This window comes from Helicobacter apodemus (genome assembly GCF_003097575.1).
GTDB lineage: Bacteria > Campylobacterota > Campylobacteria > Campylobacterales > Helicobacteraceae > Helicobacter_D > Helicobacter_D apodemus.
In genome coordinates, this window is sequence record NZ_CP021886.1 from 1,925,499 (window position 1) to 1,952,496 (window position 26,998).

2 protein-coding genes are annotated in these 26,998 nt (G+C 34.1%); both read right to left on the bottom strand.

Features of this window, described 5'->3' with window-relative positions; translation table 11 throughout:
- Positions 1-19: 19 nt before the first annotated feature.
- A complete protein-coding gene (locus CDV25_RS09540; RefSeq protein WP_108911728.1) occupies positions 20-26,194 on the bottom strand; it encodes an S-layer family protein in 26,175 nt (8,724 codons plus the stop codon).
- Positions 26,146-26,997, bottom strand: a complete 852-nt coding sequence (locus CDV25_RS09545; RefSeq protein ID WP_108911729.1) for a hypothetical protein — start codon at positions 26,995-26,997, stop codon at positions 26,146-26,148. Before CDV25_RS09545 ends, CDV25_RS09540 begins: the two co-directional genes overlap by 49 nt.
- Position 26,998: the final 1 nt, after the last annotated feature.

Sequence of the window (26,998 nt, forward strand, 5' to 3'; positions counted from 1 at the left end):
TCTAAAATACCTAAGATTATCACCAGAAATAACTTGCTTTCCAAAGGGCTGTATGGCTAAAGTTATCTTTTCCACCTACACCTTGATAGTAAAGACCATAAGTTATATTATCAGTAAATTTAAGGATTAATCCTGCATTCACATAACCCATAGTATTTAAAAACTTCGAATTACTATCAAATGTTTGTCGATTAACTTTAACCCCTGTTTTAAAGTCATTCTTAACATATTTCTTAATCCCAGCTTCAACAGAAGCAGTAAAAATACCATTAAAAGTCTTATCAATCCCAACAGCAGCATTCACATAACCAAAGTTTATAAGAGAAGACTTATAAAAGATATTAGGATCATAATTCATAGAAAAGCCTCCTATGAAACTTCCCTCATATCCTCCCCCTAAGGTAACCTTTATAGATTGTTGTGGATCATCAGCAAAAAATTCTGCAGTTAAATTCCCATTAGCTGCATAAGAATAAGATTTTACTTTTCCTTCTCCTCTAGTATTGGAGATATTATTTTTCCCAAAAGAGCCTTTTGTTTGGATATTAAGATAAAGAGATTGTGTATCTGTTCCTCCTAATTTTTTTATTATTCTTGCACTTCCATAATAAGAATCGGTTAAAAATCTTAAATTAAAGTCTGCATTATTACTATGTTTAAATTGAGCATTAGACTTATCATGGGAGATAAAACCTTCTAATAAACCAAAAGAATATTGATAACTACCTCCTGTTACAAATCCTTTATTAGAGCCTTCCACAGCTCCATTTTTCAATGTAATACCACTAGAAGTAAAATAAGGCAAAAAGTAAATTGATTGTTTTTCTGAAGCCTCCACTTGTAAGCTTCTAATGAAATTAGCATTACCAATTATAGAATCTAAGACATTTTTTCTAGTAAAAATCTCAAGAGTGCTTTGTGCAGTAACTGCTCCTGGGCTATTAGAAGTGTCAACACCTATTCTAAAGGTATCAGGGGCAGATCCAGCTTCTATCTCATAAAAACTTTCAGAGGGTGTTAAGTTGCTTAATGTTAATCCACTTCCTTCATTGACTTGCTTACCAAAGGCAGTTAAATTACCAGAATCATTTTTTACAACTAAAGAATCAAGTTTATAGTCTTTCCCAAAAGAGAAATTGCTACGTGGATTAATCCTAATAGAATTACCCTCAAATTTTATGGCATCTGCTTTCTTTCCTGCTAAGATAATATATTCATCAATAGGAGAGCTAAAAATAGCATTAGTGTCAATCTTGTTATAATCTGCATTATTCTTATTAATATTTAAACTAACAGAAGCACCCCCTTCATTATTAGGAATAATACGAATAACTCCCTCATCATTTTTAAAATGGAATTTATCATTATTGTTTGCACTACTAGCCCATATTATTTTTCTATCAGTAATATTCCCACTTAAAGGAGAGCTATAAGATAATGTTCCTTTGGTATTAGTAATACCCTTTTGAAAAACTCCTATATTAACAATAGAAGCTTGACCTCCATCATTCTTAAAGTCTGCGATAATTCCAGAGTTGTATAAATCTAAACCTGCTTTATTCTCAAGTGTATTAATGACATTTTTGTTGGTGAGATTTAAATTCCCTCCATTAGCCTTAATCTCACTGATAGTTCCGGTATTCTCAATAGTGGCACTACTACCATTATCATTTTGGGTAAAATTGCTAATAGTTCCACTATTAGAGAATTTAGGAAGACTTCCAGAGTTAATAAAACTAGTAATAACTCCTTTACTATCAATATTGTTAATCGTTCCTGCATTTTCAATTTCAATAAATCTTCCTATATTATCAATTTTTTGAGTAGTTTTTCCTGCCTCATTTTTAAACTTATTGACAGTGTGCATACTAGTATTGACAAAATTAACAATCGTATCATTATTTACAAGTGTTCCATGCACACTTCCGTGATTAATAACATTTCCACTAGTAGATGAAACATTAATTTCCCCCTCAAGTAGTGAATCTTGAGAGACCTCTAAATTTTCAATACTTCCTCCGTTTTTATAGTAATAAACAAGTTTGCTCTTATCATTGACTTTCAAAAGACCAATTTTTGCTTCATTAGTAATTGTTGCGGTATGGTTTTCACCACTTAAACCCAAATTAGAGATTGTCCCTAAATTGGTAATTGTAATATCCCCTGAATTTATCAATTCACCGACTTGTCCTTGCTTAGAATTATTAAAGATAATACCCTTTCCACTATTTTTGAAATTGATTAGATTCCCCTCATTGCTAAGAGTTCCTATGCTTCCAGAGTTATTAAGGTTAGTTATGGTTGCACCAGCTTTATTTTCAAAGACATTTGTGATAGTTCCAACATTATCAAGATTTGTTATGATCCCAGCGTTTTGTGTTGATGTTATGGTTCCTTCATTAACAAAGGTTTCGATATTTTTAGTATTGCTAAGGGTATTGATGGTTCCAGTATTGGTTGCTGATAGGGTTCCAGTGTTAGCAATAGAAACAATACTTCCTTTATTTTCAATGTTTCCTGTTCCAGAGTTTGCTAAGGAAGTAATGGTTCCAGCATTATCATTAACAAAACTCTTAGTAAGAGTTCCTGCATTAGCAAAGTTTGTAAGTGTTCCTTTATTGGTAAAGTTTTGTGCTTCCCCAGTATTATTAAAATGCGTAATACTTCCAGTATTCTCTGCACCACTTAGGGTTCCTTTATTTTCAAGGGTTCCTAGATTACTAGAGTTAATAAGTTTTGTAAGGGTTCCATCTGTTGTGTTTTGTAGGGTTCCACTTAGGGTTCCTTTATTTTCAATGGTTCCAGATTCTCCATAGTTAGTGAAATTTGTTAGGCTCTTGTTATTTACAAATCCATTGCTTAAGGTTCCGATGTTTTCAAAACTTGCAATAGTTCCTTGGTTATCCACTTTGTTAGTAATAGTTCCTTCATTACTAATAGTTCCAGCACTTCCAGAGTTTGCTAAGGAAGTAATGGTTCCTTTATTTTCAAGGGTTCCATCCATAGTTCCTTTATTCTCAAGACTTCCTAAATTAGAAGTATTACTAAAGTTAGTTAAGGTTGCATTATTATCATTTACAAATCCACCACTTAAGGTTCCCTCATTTTTAAAATCACTAATGGTTCCTTTATTAGTAACTTGATTAGTAATAGTTCCACCATTAGCATTAACAAAGGTTCCTATGTTTTTAGTATTACTAAGATTAGCTATAGTTCCACTATTGTTTGCACTAATTAAGGTTCCTTTATTTTCAAGGGTTCCAGCATTTCCAGAATTAAGGAATTTTGTAAGGGTAAGATTATTAGAGAATCCATTCTGTAAGGTTCCTTGATTATCAAAGGTTCCAATGCTTCCAGTATTATTTTGTACTTGACTTGTTATGGTTCCAGCATTGGTAATAGTTTCTGCAGTTCCAGTATTTTTAAGGGTGCTTAGGGTTCCAGTATTCTTTGCTGAAACTAAGGTTCCTTTATTCTCAAGGGTTCCTAAATTAGAAGCATTACTAAAGTTTGTTAAAGTAGCATTAGTATCATTTACAAATCCACCACTTAAGGTTCCTTTATTATCAAAGGTTCCTATAGTTCCTTGATTCTTCACTTGATTAGTAATAGTTCCAAGATTGCTAATAGTTCCAGCAGTTCCAGTATTAGCAAGAGTGGCTAAGGTTCCTTTATTCTCAAGAGTTCCTAAATTAGAAGCATTACTAAAGTTTGTTAAAGTAGCATTAGTATCATTTACAAATCCACCACTTAAGTTCCCTTGATTATCAAAGTTTCCTATGGTTCCTTCATTTTTAACTTGAGTAGTAATAGTTCCAAGATTGCTAAAGGTTCCTAAATTAGAAGTATTACTAAACTTCGTTAAAGTAGCATTAGTATCATTAGTAAATCCACCACTTAAGTTCCCTTTATTATCAAAGCTTGTAATGGTTCCTTTATTAGTAACTTGATTAGTAATAGTTCCAAGATTGCTAATAGTTCCAGCAGTTCCAGTGTTAGCAAGAGTGGCTAGGGTTCCTTTATTCTCAAGACTTCCTAAATTAGAAGTATTACTAAAGTTTGTTAAGGTTGCATTATTATCATTTACAAATCCACCCTTTAAGGTTCCCTCATTTTTAAAATCACTAATGGTTCCTTTATTAGTAACTTGGTTAGTAATAGTTCCACCATTAGCATTAACAAAGGTTCCTATGTTTTTAGTATTACTAAGATTAGCTATAGTTCCACTATTGTTTGCACTAATTAAGGTTCCTTTATTTTCAAGGGTTCCAGCATTTCCAGAATTAAGGAATTTTGTAAGGGTAAGATTATTAGAGAATCCATTCTGTAAGGTTCCTTGATTATCAAAGGTTCCAATGCTTCCAGTATTATTTTGTACTTGACTTGTTATGGTTCCAGTATTGGTAATAGTTTCTGCAGTTCCAGTATTTTTAAGGGTGCTTAGGGTTCCAGTATTCTTTGCTGAAACTAAGGTTCCTTTATTCTCAAGGGTTCCTAAATTAGAAGCATTACTAAAGTTTGTTAAAGTAGCATTAGTATCATTTACAAATCCACCACTTAAGGTTCCTTTATTATCAAAGGTTCCTATGGTTCCTTTATTAGTAACTTGATTAGTAATAGTTCCACCATTAGCATTAACAAAGCTTCCTATGTTTTTAGAATTATCAAGACTTGCAATAGTTCCAGTATTGCTTCCACTTAAACTTCCTTTATTAGTAATGCTTCCAGCATTTCCAGAGTTACTAAACTTCGTTAAAGTAGCATTAGTATCATTAACAAATCCACCACTTAAGGTTCCTTTATTATCAAAGGTTCCTATGGTTCCTTCATTTTTAACTTGAGTAGTGATGGTTCCAGCATTACTAATACTTCCAGCAGTTCCAGTATTACTAAGAGTAGCTAAGCTTCCAGTATTAGTAGCACTTCCTAAACTTCCTTTATTCTCAAGAGTTCCTAAATTAGAAGCATTACTAAACTTCGTTAAAGTAGCATTAGTATCATTAACAAATCCACCACTTAAGTTCCCTTGATTATCAAAGTTTCCTATGGTTCCTTCATTTTTAACTTGATTAGTAATAGTTCCAAGATTACTAAAGGTTCCTAAATTAGAAGCATTACTAAACTTCGTTAAAGTAGCATTAGTATCATTAACAAATCCACCACTTAAGGTTCCTTTATTATCAAAGGTTCCTATGGTTCCTTTATTAGTAACTTGATTAGTAATAGTTCCAAGATTACTAAAGGTTCCTATATCTTTAGTATTACTAAACTTCGTTAAAGTAGCATTAGTATCATTTACAAATCCACCACTTAAGTTCCCTTGATTATCAAAGTTTCCTATGGTTCCTTCATTTTTAACTTGATTAGTAATAGTTCCAAGATTACTAAAGGTTCCTAAATTAGAAGTATTACTAAAGTTTGTTAAAGTAGCATTAGTATCATTAACAAATCCACCACTTAAGGTTCCTTTATTATCAAAGGTTCCTATGGTTCCTTGATTCTTCACTTGATTAGTAATAGTTCCAAGATTACTAAAGGTTCCTATATTTTTAGTATTACTAAACTTCGTTAAAGTAGCATTAGCATCATTAACAAATCCACCACTTAAGGTTCCCTCATTTTTAAAATCACTAATGGTTCCTTTATTAGTAACTTGATTAGTAATAGTTCCAAGATTGCTAAAGGTTCCTATGTTTTTAGTATTACTAAGATTATTTATACTTCCAGTATTAGTTGCAAAGTTTAAGTCTCCTGTATTGCTAAGGGTTGTTATGTCTTTACTATTGCTTAAGGTTGTTATGCTTCCAGCATTGCTAAAGCTTCCTATGGTTCCAGTGTTACTTGCAGAATTAAGAGTTCCAGCATTACTAAAGCTTTGTATATTTTTAGTGTTAATAAGATTAGTTAAACTTCCAGTATTAGCAAGAGAGCCTAGGGTTCCTTTATTAGTAAGGCTTCCTAAATTAGAAGTATTACTAAACTTCGTTAAAGTAGCATTAGTATCATTAACAAATCCACCACTTAAGGTTCCCTCATTTTTAAAATCACTAATGGTTCCTTTATTAGTAACTTGATTAGTAATAGTTCCAAGATTGCTAAAGGTTCCTATGTTTTTAGTATTACTAAGATTATTTATACTTCCAGTATTAGTTGCAAAGTTTAAGTTTCCTGTATTGCTAAGGGTTGTTATGTTTTTAGTATTGCTTAAGGTTGTGATGCTTCCAGCATTGCTAAAGTTCCCAGCATTTCCAGTGTTAGCAAAAACTCCAAGTGTGGCATTGCTGTCGTTCATAAAACCATTGCTTAAAGTTCCAATATTAGTAAAGTTTCCAATATTTCCTTTATTGATTACTTGGTTAGTAATAATTCCACCATTAGCATTTTTAAAATTAGCAATATTTTTAGTATTGTTAAGAGTTGTAATGGTTCCAGTGTTACTAATACTTCCAGCAGTTCCAGTATTACTAAGATTAGCTAAACTTCCAGTGTTATTAAGAGAGCCTAAGGTTCCTTTATTAGTAAGACTTCCTAAATTAGAAGCATTACTAAAGTTTGTTAAAGTAGCATTAGTATCATTAACAAATCCACCACTTAAGGTTCCCTCATTTTTAAAATCACTAATGGTTCCTTTATTAGTAACTTGATTAGTAATAGTTCCACCATTAGTATTAACAAAGCTTCCTATGTTTTTAGTATTCTCAAGGGCTGTTAGGGTTCCAGTATTCTTTGCATTTCCTAGAGTTCCAGTGTTAGCAAGAGTGGCTAAACTTCCTTTATTCTCAAGGGTTCCTAAATTAGAAGCATTACTAAAGTTTGTTAAAGTAGCATTAGTATCATTTACAAATCCACCACTTAAGGTTCCTTTATTATCAAAGGTTCCTATGGTTCCTTGATTCTTCACTTGATTAGTAATAGTTCCAAGATTGCTAAAGGTTCCTATATCTTTAGTATTACTAAACTTATTTAAAGTAGCATTAGTATCATTTACAAATCCACCACTTAAGTTCCCTTGATTATCAAAGTTTCCTATGGTTCCTTCATTTTTAACTTGATTAGTAATAGTTCCAAGATTGCTAATAGTTCCAGCAGTTCCAGTATTAGCAAGAGTGGCTAAGGTTCCTTTATTCTCAAGAGTTCCTAAATTAGAAGTATTACTAAAGTTTGTTAAAGTAGCATTAGTATCATTTACAAATCCACCACTTAAGGTTCCTTTATTATCAAAGGTTCCTATGGTTCCTTGATTCTTCACTTGATTAGTAATAGTTCCAAGATTACTAAAGGTTCCTATATTTTTAGTATTACTAAACTTCGTTAAAGTAGCATTAGCATCATTAACAAATCCACCACTTAAGGTTCCCTCATTTTTAAAATCACTAATGGTTCCTTTATTAGTAACTTGATTAGTAATAGTTCCAAGATTGCTAAAGGTTCCTATGTTTTTAGTATTACTAAGATTATTTATACTTCCAGTATTAGTTGCAAAGTTTAAGTTTCCTGTATTGCTAAGGGTTGTTATGTTTTTAGTATTGCTTAAGGTTGTGATGCTTCCAGCATTGCTAAAGTTCCCAGCATTTCCAGTGTTAGCAAAAACTCCAAGTGTGGCATTGCTGTCGTTCATAAAACCATTGCTTAAAGTTCCAATATTAGTAAAGTTTCCAATATTTCCTTTATTGATTACTTGGTTAGTAATAATTCCACCATTAGCATTTTTAAAATTAGCAATATTTTTAGTATTGTTAAGAGTTGTAATGGTTCCAGTGTTACTAATACTTCCAGCAGTTCCAGTATTATCAAAGCTTCCTATGGTTTTAGTATTACTAAGATTAGCTAAACTTCCAGTATTACTAAGATTAGTAATAGTTCCAGCATTATTAAAGCTTCCTATGGTTTTAGTGTTAATAAGATTAGCTAAACTTCCAGTGTTATTAAGATAGCCTAAGGTTCCTTTATTAGTAAGGGTTCCTAAATTAGAAGTATTACTAAACTTCGTTAAAGTAGCATTAGTATCATTAGTAAATCCACCACTTAAGTTCCCTTTATTATCAAAGCTTGTAATGGTTCCTTTATTAGTAACTTGATTAGTAATAGTTCCAAGATTGCTAATAGTTCCAGCAGTTCCAGTGTTAGCAAGAGTGGCTAGGGTTCCTTTATTCTCAAGACTTCCTAAATTAGAAGTATTACTAAAGTTTGTTAAGGTTGCATTATTATCATTAACAAATCCACCACTTAAGGTTCCCTCATTTTTAAAATCACTAATGGTTCCTTTATTAGTAACTTGATTAGTAATAGTTCCACCATTAGCATTAACAAAGGTTCCTATGTTTTTAGTATTACTAAGATTAGCTATAGTTCCACTATTGTTTGCACTAATTAGGGTTCCTTTATTTTCAAGGGTTCCAGCATTTCCAGAATTAAGGAATTTTGTAAGGGTAAGATTATTAGAGAATCCATTCTGTAAGGTTCCTTGATTATCAAAGGTTCCAATGCTTCCAGTATTATTTTGTACTTGACTTGTTATGGTTCCAGTATTGGTAATAGTTTCTGCAGTTCCAGTATTTTTAAGGGTGCTTAGGGTTCCAGTATTCTTTGCTGAAACTAAGGTTCCTTTATTCTCAAGGGTTCCTAAATTAGAAGCATTACTAAAGTTTGTTAAAGTAGCATTAGTATCATTTACAAATCCACCACTTAAGGTTCCTTTATTATCAAAGGTTCCTATAGTTCCTTGATTCTTCACTTGATTAGTAATAGTTCCAAGATTGCTAAAGGTTCCTATATCTTTAGTATTACTAAACTTATTTAAAGTAGCATTAGTATCATTTACAAATCCACCACTTAAGTTCCCTTGATTATCAAAGTTTCCTATGGTTCCTTCATTTTTAACTTGATTAGTAATAGTTCCAAGATTGCTAATAGTTCCAGCAGTTCCAGTATTAGCAAGAGTGGCTAAGGTTCCTTTATTCTCAAGAGTTCCTAAATTAGAAGCATTACTAAACTTCGTTAAAGTAGCATTAGTATCATTTACAAATCCACCACTTAAGGTTCCTTTATTATCAAAGGTTCCTATGGTTCCTTGATTCTTCACTTGGTTAGTAATAGTTCCAGCATTACTAAAGGTTCCTATGTTCTTAGTGTTATTAAGGGCTGTTAGGGTTCCAGTGTTCTTTGCAGTTCCTAAACTTCCAGTATTGCTAAGGGTTGCTAAGTTTCCTTGGTTTTCAAGAGTTCCTAAATTAGAAGCATTACTAAACTTCGTTAAAGTCGCATTATTAGCATTGAGGAATCCACCACTTAAGTTCCCTGTATTATCAAAGGTTCCTATGGTTCCTTGATTCTTCACTTGATTAGTAATGGTTCCAAGATTGCTAAAGGTTCCTATATTATTAGAGTTAGCAAAGTTAGTTAAGGTTGCATTATTATCATTAACAAATCCACCTTTTAAGTTCCCTTTATTATCAAAGCTTGTGATAGTTCCTTTATTAGTAACTTGGTTAGTGATAGTTCCACCACTAGCGTTAGTAAAGGTTCCTATTTTACTAGTGTTATCAAGACTTGTAATAGTTCCAGTGTTACTTGCATTTGCTAAGCTTCCAGCATTAGTAAGGGTTCCTATGTTTTTAGTGTTATCAAGGTTAGCTAAGGTTCCAGTGTTAGCAAGGGAAGTTAAGGTTCCTTTATTAGCAATGCTTCCAGCAGTTCCAGAGTTAGTAAGGTTAGCTAAAGTTCCAGTGTTGGTAGCTGAAGTTAGGGTTCCTTGGTTATCAAAGGTTCCTATATTGCTAGAGTTAGAAAACTTTGTAAGGATAGCATTGGCATTATTTACAAATCCACCGCTTAAAGCTCCTTTATTATCAAAGCTTGCAATGGTTCCCTCATTATTGACTTTATTTGTGATAGTTCCACCACTAGCGTTAGTAAAGGTTCCTATGTTCTTAGTATTAGCAAGGTTAGTTAAGGTTCCAGTGTTAGTAGCTGAAGTTAGGGTTCCTTTATTAGTAATGCTTCCAGCAGTTCCAGAGTTTTTAAGAGTAGTTAGGATTCCAGTGTTTTCTGCAGATGCTAAACTTCCTTGGTTATCAAAGGTTCCTATATTGCTAGAGTTAGAAAACTTTGTAAGGATAGCATTGGCATTATTTACAAATCCACCGCTTAAAGTTCCTTTATTATCAAAGGTTCCTATGGTTCCTTCATTGCTTACTTTATTTGTGATGGTTCCACCACTAGCGTTAGTAAAGGTTCCTATGTTCTTAGTGTTAGCAAGGTTAGCTATGATTCCAGAGTTACTTCCACTTAAAGTTCCTTTATTAGTAATGCTTCCAGCATTTCCAGTGTTAGTGAAGTTAGTAAGGGTAGCATTACTATCATTAACAAGTCCATTACTTAAAGTTCCAGCATTGCTAAAGTTTGCAATGGTTCCTTGGTTGGTAACTTGGTTGGTTATTTTTCCACCACTAGCATTAGTAAAGCTTCCTATGTTCTTAGTGTTATTAAGGGCTGTTATAGTTCCAGTGTTACTTGCATTTGCTAAGCTTCCAGCATTAGTAAGGGTTCCTATATTTTTAGTGTTATTAAGGTTAGCTAAGGTTCCAGTGTTAGCAAGGGAAGTTAGGGTTCCAGTGTTAGTAGCACTTCCTAAGTTTCCTTTGTTTTCAAGGGTGCCTAAATTAGAAGTATTACTAAAGTTTGTTAAGGTTGCATTATTATCATTTACAAATCCACCACTTAAGGTTCCTTTATTATCAAAGGTTCCTATGGTTCCTTGATTTTTAACTTGGCTAGTGATAGTTCCAAGGTTGCTAAAGGTTCCTATATTTTTAGTATTACTAAATTTGTTTAAGGTTGCATTATTATCATTAACAAATCCACCTTTTAAGTCCCCTTTATTATCAAAGGTTCCTATGGTTCCTTGATTTTTAACTTGACTAGCTATGGTTCCAAGGTTACTAAAGGTTCCTAAATTAGAAGTGTTACTAAATTTGCTTAAGGTAGCCCCTGTATCATTGACAAATCCACCTTTTAAGTTTCCTTGGTTATCAAAGTGTGCAATGGTTCCTTGATTTTTAACTTGGTTAGTGATGGTTCCTTTATTAGTAATACTTCCAGCACTTCCGGTGTTGCTAAGGGTAGTTAAGATTCCACTAGTTTCATTGATAAAGGAACCATTCATTGTTCCTTTATTATCAAAGATTCCTAAATTAGAAGCATTAGTGAAGTTTGTTAAGGTAGCCCCTGTATTATTTACAAATCCATTACTTAAAGTTCCAGTATTGCTAAAGTTTGCAATGGTTCCTTGGTTGGTAACTTGTTTAGTTATAACTCCTTGGTTAGCAATGCTTCCAGCACTTCCAGTGTTGCTAAGAGTAGTTAGGGTTCCAGTGTTAGTGTTCGTCAAGGTTCCTAAGTTTTTGGTGTTAGTAAGATTAGCAATGCTTCCAGTGTTAGTAATATTTGTTAGGGTTCCTTTATTAGTAAGGGTTCCTAAATTAGAAGCATTACTAAATTTGCTTAAGGTAGCATTACTATCATTGACAAATCCACCACTTAAAGCTCCTTTATTATCAAAGCTTGTAATGGTTCCTTTATTAGTAACTTGGTTAGTGATAGTTCCACCACTAGCATTAGTAAAGCTTCCTATGTTTTTCGTGTTATCAAGACTTGCAATAGTTCCAGTGTTAGTAGCATTTGCTAAGGTTCCTTTATTAGTAAAGCTTCCTATATTTTTCGTGTTATCAAGACTTGCAATAGTTCCACCATTATCATTACTCAAGGTTCCTATGTTTTTTGTGTTAGTAAGACTTGTAATAGTTCCAGTGTTAGTAGCATTTGTTAGGGTTCCTTTATTACTAATGCTTCCAGCATTTCCAGTGTTAGTGAAGTTAGTAAGGGTAGCATTACTATCATTAACAAGTCCATTACTTAAAGTTCCAGCATTGCTAAAGTTTGCAATGGTTCCTTGGTTGGCAACTTGTTTAGTTATAACTCCTTGGTTAGCAATGCTTCCAGCACTTCCAGTGTTGCTAAGGTTAGCTAGGGTTCCAGTGTTAGCAAGAGTGGCTAGGGTTCCTTTATTCTCAAGACTTCCTAAATTAGAAGTATTACTAAAGTTAGTTAAGGTTGCATTATTATCATTTACAAATCCACCACTTAAGGTTCCCTCATTTTTAAAATCACTAATGGTTCCTTTATTAGTAACTTGATTAGTAATAGTTCCACCATTAGCATTAACAAAGGTTCCTATGTTTTTAGTATTACTAAGATTAGCTATAGTTCCACTATTGTTTGCACTAATTAAGGTTCCTTTATTTTCAAGGGTTCCAGCATTTCCAGAATTAAGGAATTTTGTAAGGGTAAGATTATTAGAGAATCCATTCTGTAAGGTTCCTTGATTATCAAAGGTTCCAATGCTTCCAGTATTATTTTGTACTTGACTTGTTATGGTTCCAGCATTGGTAATAGTTTCTGCAGTTCCAGTATTTTTAAGGGTGCTTAGGGTTCCAGTATTCTTTGCTGAAACTAAGGTTCCTTTATTCTCAAGGGTTCCTAAATTAGAAGCATTACTAAAGTTTGTTAAAGTAGCATTAGTATCATTTACAAATCCACCACTTAAGGTTCCTTTATTATCAAAGGTTCCTATAGTTCCTTGATTCTTCACTTGATTAGTAATAGTTCCAAGATTGCTAAAGGTTCCTATATCTTTAGTATTACTAAACTTATTTAAAGTAGCATTAGTATCATTTACAAATCCACCACTTAAGTTCCCTTGATTATCAAAGTTTCCTATGGTTCCTTCATTTTTAACTTGATTAGTAATAGTTCCAAGATTGCTAATAGTTCCAGCAGTTCCAGTATTAGCAAGAGTGGCTAAGGTTCCTTTATTCTCAAGAGTTCCTAAATTAGAAGCATTACTAAACTTCGTTAAAGTAGCATTAGTATCATTTACAAATCCACCACTTAAGGTTCCTTTATTATCAAAGGTTCCTATGGTTCCTTGATTCTTCACTTGGTTAGTAATAGTTCCAGCATTACTAAAGGTTCCTATGTTCTTAGTGTTATTAAGGGCTGTTAGGGTTCCAGTGTTCTTTGCAGTTCCTAAACTTCCAGTATTGCTAAGGGTTGCTAAGTTTCCTTGGTTTTCAAGAGTTCCTAAATTAGAAGCATTACTAAACTTCGTTAAAGTCGCATTATTAGCATTGAGGAATCCACCACTTAAGTTCCCTGTATTATCAAAGGTTCCTATGGTTCCTTGATTCTTCACTTGATTAGTAATGGTTCCAAGATTGCTAAAGGTTCCTATATTATTAGAGTTAGCAAAGTTAGTTAAGGTTGCATTATTATCATTAACAAATCCACCTTTTAAGTTCCCTTTATTATCAAAGCTTGTGATAGTTCCTTTATTAGTAACTTGGTTAGTGATAGTTCCACCACTAGCGTTAGTAAAGGTTCCTATTTTACTAGTGTTATCAAGACTTGTAATAGTTCCAGTGTTACTTGCATTTGCTAAGCTTCCAGCATTAGTAAGGGTTCCTATGTTTTTAGTGTTATCAAGGTTAGCTAAGGTTCCAGTGTTAGCAAGGGAAGTTAAGGTTCCTTTATTAGCAATGCTTCCAGCAGTTCCAGAGTTAGTAAGGTTAGCTAAAGTTCCAGTGTTGGTAGCTGAAGTTAGGGTTCCTTGGTTATCAAAGGTTCCTATATTGCTAGAGTTAGAAAACTTTGTAAGGATAGCATTGGCATTATTTACAAATCCACCGCTTAAAGCTCCTTTATTATCAAAGCTTGCAATGGTTCCCTCATTATTGACTTTATTTGTGATAGTTCCACCACTAGCGTTAGTAAAGGTTCCTATGTTCTTAGTATTAGCAAGGTTAGTTAAGGTTCCAGTGTTAGTAGCTGAAGTTAGGGTTCCTTTATTAGTAATGCTTCCAGCAGTTCCAGAGTTTTTAAGAGTAGTTAGGATTCCAGTGTTTTCTGCAGATGCTAAACTTCCTTGGTTATCAAAGGTTCCTATATTGCTAGAGTTAGAAAACTTTGTAAGGATAGCATTGGCATTATTTACAAATCCACCGCTTAAAGTTCCTTTATTATCAAAGGTTCCTATGGTTCCTTCATTGCTTACTTTATTTGTGATGGTTCCACCACTAGCGTTAGTAAAGGTTCCTATGTTCTTAGTGTTAGCAAGGTTAGCTATGATTCCAGAGTTACTTCCACTTAAAGTTCCTTTATTAGTAATGCTTCCAGCATTTCCAGTGTTAGTGAAGTTAGTAAGGGTAGCATTACTATCATTAACAAGTCCATTACTTAAAGTTCCAGCATTGCTAAAGTTTGCAATGGTTCCTTGGTTGGTAACTTGGTTGGTTATTTTTCCACCACTAGCATTAGTAAAGCTTCCTATGTTCTTAGTGTTATTAAGGGCTGTTATAGTTCCAGTGTTACTTGCATTTGCTAAGCTTCCAGCATTAGTAAGGGTTCCTATATTTTTAGTGTTATTAAGGTTAGCTAAGGTTCCAGTGTTAGCAAGGGAAGTTAGGGTTCCAGTGTTAGTAGCACTTCCTAAGTTTCCTTTGTTTTCAAGGGTGCCTAAATTAGAAGTATTACTAAAGTTTGTTAAGGTTGCATTATTATCATTTACAAATCCACCACTTAAGGTTCCTTTATTATCAAAGGTTCCTATGGTTCCTTGATTTTTAACTTGGCTAGTGATAGTTCCAAGGTTGCTAAAGGTTCCTATATTTTTAGTATTACTAAATTTGTTTAAGGTTGCATTATTATCATTAACAAATCCACCTTTTAAGTCCCCTTTATTATCAAAGGTTCCTATGGTTCCTTGATTTTTAACTTGACTAGCTATGGTTCCAAGGTTACTAAAGGTTCCTAAATTAGAAGTGTTACTAAATTTGCTTAAGGTAGCCCCTGTATCATTGACAAATCCACCTTTTAAGTTTCCTTGGTTATCAAAGTGTGCAATGGTTCCTTGATTTTTAACTTGGTTAGTGATGGTTCCTTTATTAGTAATACTTCCAGCACTTCCGGTGTTGCTAAGGGTAGTTAAGATTCCACTAGTTTCATTGATAAAGGAACCATTCATTGTTCCTTTATTATCAAAGATTCCTAAATTAGAAGCATTAGTGAAGTTTGTTAAGGTAGCCCCTGTATTATTTACAAATCCATTACTTAAAGTTCCAGTATTGCTAAAGTTTGCAATGGTTCCTTGGTTGGTAACTTGTTTAGTTATAACTCCTTGGTTAGCAATGCTTCCAGCACTTCCAGTGTTGCTAAGAGTAGTTAGGGTTCCAGTGTTAGTGTTCGTCAAGGTTCCTAAGTTTTTGGTGTTAGTAAGATTAGCAATGCTTCCAGTGTTAGTAATATTTGTTAGGGTTCCTTTATTAGTAAGGGTTCCTAAATTAGAAGCATTACTAAATTTGCTTAAGGTAGCATTACTATCATTGACAAATCCACCACTTAAAGCTCCTTTATTATCAAAGCTTGTAATGGTTCCTTTATTAGTAACTTGGTTAGTGATAGTTCCACCACTAGCATTAGTAAAGCTTCCTATGTTTTTCGTGTTATCAAGACTTGCAATAGTTCCAGTGTTAGTAGCATTTGCTAAGGTTCCTTTATTAGTAAAGCTTCCTATATTTTTCGTGTTATCAAGACTTGCAATAGTTCCACCATTATCATTACTCAAGGTTCCTATGTTTTTTGTGTTAGTAAGACTTGTAATAGTTCCAGTGTTAGTAGCATTTGTTAGGGTTCCTTTATTACTAATGCTTCCAGCATTTCCAGTGTTAGTGAAGTTAGTAAGGGTAGCATTACTATCATTAACAAGTCCATTACTTAAAGTTCCAGCATTGCTAAAGTTTGCAATGGTTCCTTGGTTGGCAACTTGTTTAGTTATAACTCCTTGGTTAGCAATGCTTCCAGCACTTCCAGTGTTGCTAAGGTTAGCTAGGGTTCCAGTGTTAGTAGCATTTCCTAGTGTTCCAGCATTACTAAAGGTTCCTAAATTAGAAGTATTACTAAAGTTTGTTAAGGTTGCATTATTATCATTAACAAATCCACCACTTAAGGTTCCCTCATTTTTAAAATCACTAATGGTTCCTTTATTAGTAACTTGATTAGTAATAGTTCCACCATTAGCATTAACAAAGGTTCCTATGTTTTTAGTATTACTAAGATTAGCTATAGTTCCACTATTGTTTGCACTAATTAGGGTTCCTTTATTTTCAAGGGTTCCAGCATTTCCAGAATTAAGGAATTTTGTAAGGGTAAGATTATTAGAGAATCCATTCTGTAAGGTTCCTTGATTATCAAAGGTTCCAATGCTTCCAGTATTATTTTGTACTTGACTTGTTATGGTTCCAGTATTGGTAATAGTTTCTGCAGTTCCAGTATTTTTAAGGGTGCTTAGGGTTCCAGTATTCTTTGCTGAAACTAAGGTTCCTTTATTCTCAAGGGTTCCTAAATTAGAAGCATTACTAAAGTTTGTTAAAGTAGCATTAGTATCATTTACAAATCCACCACTTAAGGTTCCTTTATTATCAAAGGTTCCTATAGTTCCTTGATTCTTCACTTGATTAGTAATAGTTCCAAGATTGCTAAAGGTTCCTATATCTTTAGTATTACTAAACTTATTTAAAGTAGCATTAGTATCATTTACAAATCCACCACTTAAGTTCCCTTGATTATCAAAGTTTCCTATGGTTCCTTCATTTTTAACTTGATTAGTAATAGTTCCAAGATTGCTAATAGTTCCAGCAGTTCCAGTATTAGCAAGAGTGGCTAAGGTTCCTTTATTCTCAAGAGTTCCTAAATTAGAAGCATTACTAAACTTCGTTAAAGTAGCATTAGTATCATTTACAAATCCACCACTTAAGGTTCCTTTATTATCAAAGGTTCCTATGGTTCCTTGATTCTTCACTTGGTTAGTAATAGTTCCAGCATTACTAAAGGTTCCTATGTTCTTAGTGTTATTAAGGGCTGTTAGGGTTCCAGTGTTCTTTGCAGTTCCTAAACTTCCAGTATTGCTAAGGGTTGCTAAGTTTCCTTGGTTTTCAAGAGTTCCTAAATTAGAAGCATTACTAAACTTCGTTAAAGTCGCATTATTAGCATTGAGGAATCCACCACTTAAGTTCCCTGTATTATCAAAGGTTCCTATGGTTCCTTGATTCTTCACTTGATTAGTAATGGTTCCAAGATTGCTAAAGGTTCCTATATTATTAGAGTTAGCAAAGTTAGTTAAGGTTGCATTATTATCATTAACAAATCCACCTTTTAAGTTCCCTTTATTATCAAAGCTTGTGATAGTTCCTTTATTAGTAACTTGGTTAGTGATAGTTCCACCACTAGCGTTAGTAAAGGTTCCTATTTTACTAGTGTTATCAAGACTTGTAATAGTTCCAGTGTTACTTGCATTTGCTAAGCTTCCAGCATTAGTAAGGGTTCCTATGTTTTTAGTGTTATCAAGGTTAGCTAAGGTTCCAGTGTTAGCAAGGGAAGTTAAGGTTCCTTTATTAGCAATGCTTCCAGCAGTTCCAGAGTTAGTAAGGTTAGCTAAAGTTCCAGTGTTGGTAGCTGAAGTTAGGGTTCCTTGGTTATCAAAGGTTCCTATATTGCTAGAGTTAGAAAACTTTGTAAGGATAGCATTGGCATTATTTACAAATCCACCGCTTAAAGCTCCTTTATTATCAAAGCTTGCAATGGTTCCCTCATTATTGACTTTATTTGTGATAGTTCCACCACTAGCGTTAGTAAAGGTTCCTATGTTCTTAGTATTAGCAAGGTTAGTTAAGGTTCCAGTGTTAGTAGCTGAAGTTAGGGTTCCTTTATTAGTAATGCTTCCAGCAGTTCCAGAGTTTTTAAGAGTAGTTAGGATTCCAGTGTTTTCTGCAGATGCTAAACTTCCTTGGTTATCAAAGGTTCCTATATTGCTAGAGTTAGAAAACTTTGTAAGGATAGCATTGGCATTATTTACAAATCCACCGCTTAAAGTTCCTTTATTATCAAAGGTTCCTATGGTTCCTTCATTGCTTACTTTATTTGTGATGGTTCCACCACTAGCGTTAGTAAAGGTTCCTATGTTCTTAGTGTTAGCAAGGTTAGCTATGATTCCAGAGTTACTTCCACTTAAAGTTCCTTTATTAGTAATGCTTCCAGCATTTCCAGTGTTAGTGAAGTTAGTAAGGGTAGCATTACTATCATTAACAAGTCCATTACTTAAAGTTCCAGCATTGCTAAAGTTTGCAATGGTTCCTTGGTTGGTAACTTGGTTGGTTATTTTTCCACCACTAGCATTAGTAAAGCTTCCTATGTTCTTAGTGTTATTAAGGGCTGTTATAGTTCCAGTGTTACTTGCATTTGCTAAGCTTCCAGCATTAGTAAGGGTTCCTATATTTTTAGTGTTATTAAGGTTAGCTAAGGTTCCAGTGTTAGCAAGGGAAGTTAGGGTTCCAGTGTTAGTAGCACTTCCTAAGTTTCCTTTGTTTTCAAGGGTGCCTAAATTAGAAGTATTACTAAAGTTTGTTAAGGTTGCATTATTATCATTTACAAATCCACCACTTAAGGTTCCTTTATTATCAAAGGTTCCTATGGTTCCTTGATTTTTAACTTGGCTAGTGATAGTTCCAAGGTTGCTAAAGGTTCCTATATTTTTAGTATTACTAAATTTGTTTAAGGTTGCATTATTATCATTAACAAATCCACCTTTTAAGTCCCCTTTATTATCAAAGGTTCCTATGGTTCCTTGATTTTTAACTTGACTAGCTATGGTTCCAAGGTTACTAAAGGTTCCTAAATTAGAAGTGTTACTAAATTTGCTTAAGGTAGCCCCTGTATCATTGACAAATCCACCTTTTAAGTTTCCTTGGTTATCAAAGTGTGCAATGGTTCCTTGATTTTTAACTTGGTTAGTGATGGTTCCTTTATTAGTAATACTTCCAGCACTTCCGGTGTTGCTAAGGGTAGTTAAGATTCCACTAGTTTCATTGATAAAGGAACCATTCATTGTTCCTTTATTATCAAAGATTCCTAAATTAGAAGCATTAGTGAAGTTTGTTAAGGTAGCCCCTGTATTATTTACAAATCCATTACTTAAAGTTCCAGTATTGCTAAAGTTTGCAATGGTTCCTTGGTTGGTAACTTGTTTAGTTATAACTCCTTGGTTAGCAATGCTTCCAGCACTTCCAGTGTTGCTAAGAGTAGTTAGGGTTCCAGTGTTAGTGTTCGTCAAGGTTCCTAAGTTTTTGGTGTTAGTAAGATTAGCAATGCTTCCAGTGTTAGTAATATTTGTTAGGGTTCCTTTATTAGTAAGGGTTCCTAAATTAGAAGCATTACTAAATTTGCTTAAGGTAGCATTACTATCATTGACAAATCCACCACTTAAAGCTCCTTTATTATCAAAGCTTGTAATGGTTCCTTTATTAGTAACTTGGTTAGTGATAGTTCCACCACTAGCATTAGTAAAGCTTCCTATATTTTTCGTGTTATCAAGACTTGCAATAGTTCCAGTGTTAGTAGCATTTGCTAAGGTTCCTTTATTAGTAAGGGTTCCTATATTTTTCGTGTTATCAAGACTTGCAATAGTTCCACCATTATCATTACTCAAGGTTCCTATGTTTTTTGTGTTAGTAAGACTTGTAATAGTTCCAGTGTTAGTAGCATTTGTTAGGGTTCCTTTATTACTAATGCTTCCAGCATTTCCAGTGTTAGTGAAGTTAGTAAGGGTAGCATTACTATCATTAACAAGTCCATTACTTAAAGTTCCAGCATTGCTAAAGTTTGCAATGGTTCCTTGGTTGGCAACTTGTTTAGTTATAACTCCTTGGTTAGCAATGCTTCCAGCACTTCCAGTGTTGCTAAGGTTAGCTAGGGTTCCAGTGTTAGTAGCATTTCCTAGTGTTCCAGCATTACTAAAGGTTCCTAAATTAGAAGTATTACTAAAGTTTGTTAAGGTTGCATTATTATCATTAACAAATCCACCACTTAAGGTTCCCTCATTTTTAAAATCACTAATGGTTCCTTTATTAGTAACTTGATTAGTAATAGTTCCACCATTAGCATTAACAAAGGTTCCTATGTTTTTAGTGTTATTAAGGGCTGTTAGGGTTCCAGTATTCTTTGCAGTTCCTAAACTTCCAGTATTGCTAAGGGTTGCTAAGTTTCCTTGGTTTTCAAGAGTTCCTAAATTAGAAGCATTGCTAAACTTTGTTAAAGTCGCATTATTAGCATTGAGGAATCCACCACTTAAGTCCCCTTTATTATCAAAGGTTCCTATGGTTCCTTGATTCTTCACTTGATTAGTAATAGTTCCAAGATTACTAAAGGTTCCTATATTATTAGAGTTAGCAAAGTTAGTTAAGGTCGCATTATTATCATTAACAAATCCACCTTTTAAGTTCCCTTTATTATCAAAGCTTGTGATAGTTCCTTTATTAGTAACTTGGTTAGTGATAGTTCCACCACTAGCGTTAGTAAAGGTTCCTATTTTACTAGTGTTATCAAGACTTGTAATAGTTCCAGTGTTACTTGCATTTGCTAAGCTTCCAGCATTAGTAAGGGTTCCTATATTATTAGAGTTAGCAAAGTTAGTTAAGGTTGCATTATTATCATTAACAAATCCACCTTTTAAGTTCCCTTTATTATCAAAGCTTGTGATAGTTCCTTGATTTTTAACTTGGTTAGTGATAGTTCCACCACTAGCGTTAGTAAAGGTTCCTATGTTCTTAGTGTTATTAAGGGCTGTTATAGTTCCAGTGTTACTTGCATTTGCTAAGCTTCCAGCATTAGTAAGGGTTCCTATGTTTTTAGTATTATCAAGGTTAGCTAAGGTTCCAGTGTTAGCAAGGGAAGTTAAGGTTCCTTTATTAGCAATGCTTCCAGCAGTTCCAGAGTTAGCAAGGTTAGTTAAGGTTCCAGTGTTAGTAGCTGAAGTTAGGGTTCCTTTATTAGTAATGCTTCCAGCAGTTCCAGAGTTTTTAAGAGTAGTTAGGGTTCCAGTGTTTTCTGCAGATGCTAAACTTCCTTGGTTATCAAAGGTTCCTATATTGCTAGAGTTAGAAAACTTTGTAAGGATAGCATTGGCATTATTTACAAATCCACCACTTAAAGTTCCTTTATTATCAAAGGTTCCTATGGTTCCTTCATTGCTTACTTTATTTGTGATGGTTCCACCACTAGCGTTAGTAAAGGTTCCTATGTTCTTAGTGTTAGCAAGGTTAGCTATGATTCCAGAGTTACTTCCACTTAAAGTTCCTTTATTAGTAATGCTTCCAGCATTTCCAGTGTTAGTGAAGTTAGTAAGGGTAGCATTTGCATTATTAACAAGTCCATTACTTAAAGTTCCAGTATTGCTAAAGTTTGCAATGGTTCCTTGGTTGGTAACTTGTTTAGTTATAACTCCTTGATTAGCAATGCTTCCAGCAGTTCCAGTGTTTTTAAGAGTAGTTAGGGTTCCAGTGTTTTCTGCAGATGCTAAACTTCCTTGGTTATCAAAGGTTCCTATATTGCTAGAGTTAGAAAACTTTGTAAGGATAGCATTGGCATTATTTACAAATCCACCACTTAAAGTTCCTTTATTATCAAAGGTTCCTATGGTTCCTTCATTGCTTACTTTATTTGTGATGGTTCCACCACTAGCGTTAGTAAAGGTTCCTATGTTCTTAGTGTTAGCAAGGTTAGCTATGATTCCAGAGTTACTTCCACTTAAAGTTCCTTTATTAGTAATGCTTCCAGCATTTCCAGTGTTAGTGAAGTTTGTAAGGGTAGCATTTGCATTATTAACAAGTCCATTACTTAAAGTTCCAGCATTGCTAAAGTTTGTAATGGTTCCTTGGTTGGTAACTTGTTTAGTTATAACTCCTTGGTTAGCAATGCTTCCAGCACTTCCAGTGTTGCTAAGAGTAGTTAGGGTTCCAGTGTTAGTAGCATTTCCTAGTGTTCCAGCATTACTAAAGATTCCTAAATTAGAAGCATTACTAAATTTGCTTAAGGTAGCATTACTATCATTGACAAATCCACCACTTAAAGCTCCTTTATTATCAAAGCTTGTAATGGTTCCTTTATTAGTAACTTGGTTAGTGATAGTTCCACCACTAGCATTAGTAAAGCTTCCTATATTTTTCGTGTTATCAAGACTTGCAATAGTTCCAGTGTTAGTAGCATTTGCTAAGTTTCCAGTATTAGTAAGGGTTCCTATTGTTTTAGTGTTGCTAAGAGAGGTTATCCCTCCAGCATTAGTAAGGTTTCCTGCATTTCCAGAGTTAGTGAAAGTACTAACTGTTGCATTGCTTTTGTTATTAAATCCATTACTTAGTTTTCCAGCATTGCTAAAGTTTCCAATATATCCAGTATTAGTTACTTGGTTGGTTATAACTCCGCTAGTAGTGTTCTTAAATTCGTTTATTCTTTCAGCATTGCTAAAGTTTCCAATAGTTCCATCGTTAGTTGTACTTGATAAGTATCTAGTATTAGTAAGGGTTCCTATTGTTTTATTGTTAGTAAGGTAGTATAAGCTTCCAGTATTAGCAAGGGTTCCTATTGTTTTATTGTTAGTAAGGAAGGATGTTTTCCCAGAGTTGCTAAAGTTTGTTATTGTTTCAGTGTTAGTAAGGAAGGATGTTTGCCCAGAGTTGCTAAAGTTTGTTATTGTTTTATTGTTAGTAAAATTATCTAAGGTTCCAGAGTTAGCAAGGGCAGTGATAGTTCCAGTGTTAGTTGTACGTACTATCCTTCCAGGATTAGCAATGGTATTGATAGTTCCAGTGTTAGTTGCATCGCCTATACTTCCAGCATTAGTAAGGTTTCCTGCATTTCCAGAGTTAGTGAAAGTACTAACTGTTGCATTGCTTTTGTTATTAAATCCATTACTTAGTTTTCCAGCATTGCTAAAGTTTCCAATATATCCAGTATTACTTACTTGGTTGGTTATAACTCCGCTAGTAGTGTTGTTAAAGTCCCTTAGTTGTCCATTATTAGTAAGGTTCGTAATATTTCCGGCGTTAGTAGTACTTCCTAAGATTCCAGTATTAGTAAGGGTTCCTATTGTTTTAGTGTTACTAAGAGAGATTAAGCTGCTAGAGTTAGCAAGGGCAGTGATAGTTCCAGTGTTAGTTGCAGTGCCCATCCGTCCAGCATTAGTAAAGGTTCCTATTGTTTTAGTGTTAGTAAGAGAGTCTAATCTTCCAGAGATAGCAAGGGTATTGATAGTTCCAGTGTTAGTTGCAAAGTATATCTCTCCAGGATTAGTAAAGTTTCCTGCATTTCCAGAGTTAGTAAAAGTAGCAACTGCACCTTTGTTATTAAATCCATTACTTAGTTTTCCAGCATTGTTAAAGCTTACCATATTTCCAGTATTACTTACTTGGTTGGTTATAGTTCCAGCATTAGTAAAGTTTCCTGCAATTCCAGTATTAGCAAGGGCAGTGATAGTTCCAGCATTAGTAAGGTTTCCTGCATTTCCAGAGTTAGTAAAATTACCAACTGTTGCATTGCTTTTGTTATTAAATCCATTCATTAGTCTTCCAGCATTGCTAAAGTTTCCAATATTTCCAGTATTGCTTACTTGGTCGGCTATAACTCCGCTAGTAGTGTTGTTAAAGTTGTTTAGGTTTCTAGTGTTGCTAAGGTTGGTTATATTTCCAGCATTAGTTGCACTTGCTAAGCTTCCAGCATTAGCAAGGGAAGTTAAGATTCCTTTATTAGCAATGCTTCCAGCAGTTCCAGAGTTAGTAAGGTTAGCTAAGGTTCCAGTGTTCGTATTAGTAAAGGTTCCTAAGTTTTTGGTGTTTTTAAGGGTAGTGATGCTTCCAGTATTGGTAACATTTGTTAAGGTTCCTTGGTTTTCAAGGGTTCCTAGATTAGAAGCATTACTAAAGTTTGTTAAAGTCGCATTATTAGCATTGAGGAATCCACCACTTAAAGCCCCTTTATTATCAAAGGTTCCTATGGTTCCTTGATTTTTAACTTGGTTAGTGATAGTTCCAAGGTTGGTAATGTTTCCAGCACTTCCAGTGTTGCTAAGAGCAGTTAGGGTTCCACCACTAACGTTAGTAAAGTTTCCTAGGTTTTTGGTGTTAGCAAGGTTAGCAATGCTTCCAGTGTTAGTAATATTTGTTAGGGTTCCTTTATTAGTAATGTTTCCAACTTTTTTAGTATTAATAAAGTTTGTAAGGGTAGCATTTGCATTATTAACAAGTCCATTACTTAAAGTTCCAGTGTTTGTAAAGTTTCCAATGCTTCCAGCGTTGCTTACTTGGTTAGTGATGATTCCAGAACTAGCATTGATAAAGTCTCGTATTATTTTAGTGTTACTAAGAGAATCTATAGTTCCAGCGTTATGAGCTAAAGTTAAGCTTCCAGTGTTGCTAAAGTTTCCTATGGTTCTATTATTATTAAAAGTAGCTATATTTCCAGTATTAGTAGCTGAAACTAAGGTTCCATTGTTAGTAAATTTTGTAACAACTTTAGTATTATTAAGGGTATTGATAGTTCCAAGGTTGATTGCGTTTCTTAGAGTTCCAGTATTATTAAAGTTCGCTATAGTTCTAGAGCTATTCAGGTAGTCTAATCTTCCAGTGTTAGCAAGAGTATTGATAGTTCCAGTATTGCTTACATAGCCTATCTCTCCAGCATTAGTAAAGTTTCCTGCTTTTCCAGAGTTGGTGAAGTTAGTTAAAGTAGCGTTATTAGCATTGAGGAATCCACCTTTTAAATTCGCTTGGTTAGTAAAGTTTGTAATGGTTCCTTGATTTTGAACTTGGTTGGTTATAGTGCCTCGGTTAGTAAAGGTTCCTATGTTTTTCACATTTTTAATAGTGTTTATAGTTCCAAGGTTATTTGCATTTATTAAGGTTCCAGTGTTACCCAAAGCATCTATAAATTTCGTGTTAGTGAGGTTAGTTAAGGTTCCATAACTGCTTAGACCTTTTATACTCCCGCGATTAGTAATTGCTTTTACATTTCCAGAGTAGTTGTTTAAAAGATAATCTATACTTCCACTAGCTTGGTTTTCAAGGGTGCCACTTAGGGTTCCAAGGTTTTTAATTGTGCCTGCTTTTCCAGAGTTGGTAAGGTTAGTGATACTTCCACTAGCTTGGTTTTCAAGGGTGCCACTTAGGGTTCCAAGATTCTTAAAGGTGCTTAGATTGCTAGAATTACTAAAGTTTGTTAAGGTTGCATTATTATCATTAACAAATCCACCTTTTAAGTTTCCTTGGTTGGTAAAGCTTGTAATGGTTCCTTTATTAGTAACTTGGTTAGTGATGGTTCCAGTCTTAGCGTTAGTAAAGTTTCCTATGTTTTTCGTGTTATCAAGGGAAGTTATGGTTCCAGAGTTAGTAGCACTTGCTAAGCTTCCAGCATTAGCAAGGGTTCCTATTGTTTTAGTGTTGTTAAGAGAATTTATAGTTCCAGCATTCTTAGCTGAAGTTAAAGTTCCAGTGTTGCTTAAATTTCCTATTGTTTTAGTGTTACTAAGAGAAGTTAAGCTTCCAGAGTTAGCAAGGGCAGTGATAGTTCCAGTGTTAGTTGCAGTGGTTATCTTTCCAGCGTTAGTAAAGTTTCCTGCATTTCCAGAGTTAGTGAAATTACCAACTGTTGCATTGCTTTGGTTATTAAATCCATTACTTAGTTTTCCAGCATTGCTAAAGTTCCCAATATTTCCAGTATTACTTACTTGGTTGGTTATAACTCCGCTAGTAGTATTGTTAAAGTTGTTTAGGTTTCTAGTGTTGCTAAGGTTGGTTATAGTTCCAGCATTAGTTACTTTTGCTAGGTTTCCTTGATTATTCAAGCTTAATATATTCTTAGTGTTACTAAGGTTATTTAAGTTTCCAGTGTTAGCAAGAGTATTGATAGTTCCAGTGTTGCTTGCGGTGGTTATCTTTCCAGCATTAGTAAAGTTTCCTGCATTTCCAGAGTTAGTAAAATTACCAACTGTTGCATTGCTTTGGTTATTAAATCCATTACTTAGTTTTCCAGCATTAGTAAAATTCCCAATATTTGCATTATTGCTTACTTGTCTAGTGATAGTGCCTTGGTTAGTAAAGGCTCCTATTGTTTCTACGTTACTAAGGTAGTTTATAGTTTTAGTGTTAATAGCTGAAGTTAAAGTTCCAAGGTTAGCAATCGTTTGAATATTTCCAGCATTAGTAAGGTTTTTTAGAGTTTGAAAGTTATATACATTTGCAATATTTCCTTTATTTTGCAAGAGGGATATTTGCCCTCTGTTATGTAGATCTGTGAAGTTCCCTGTGTTGGTAATACTTCCTGTATTCCAGAGTTGCTAAAGTTTATGATACTACCGGAATTGGCTAAGTTATTTTGTAAAGCTCCTTGGTTATCAAAATTTCTAATTGTTCCTCTATTTTGTAATCCTTGGACTATTGTTGCTTGTTTAGTATTAGTAATACCTCCTATGAACTTATCATTACTAAATGATCGTATTCTTCCAGAGTTATTATTAGTAATAGTTCCTATGGTTCCTTTATTTGTTATAGTAGTCAGATCACTATTATCATAAACAGCAATGGCACTAATATTCCCTAAGTTGTTTTTTATTTGGATGGCTCCTCGGTATCCACTACTTTTAATAGTCCCAGTTATTTTGCTTGTATTCTGATCATTATTAATCACTAAGATTGCGTTGGAACTGACCGATAAGCCACCATTTAAGTTTTTGCCAATGGTTCCACTATTAATAATTGTTGCTTTGTCAAAACCACCAAGAGGAGAATCTATATTTATTAAGCCTAAGTTACTATTGCTGAATCTTACATCACGGAAGCCTGCAGTTTTCTGAACTATGCTTAGTTTAGGATTTTTAGCATCACCAGCCACCTTAGAAACTTGAACAGGAGAAGATGGAGTAAGATAACGTAAAACAAGACAATTATCACTCCAGACATTGTTGCCACATAGCACCGAATGTGAGAGACCACCTGCTTCGAAACCTACCCCATATACGGCTGTAGAAGCGGCAATAGAAACAACTAAATAATTTGCAAAGCGCATT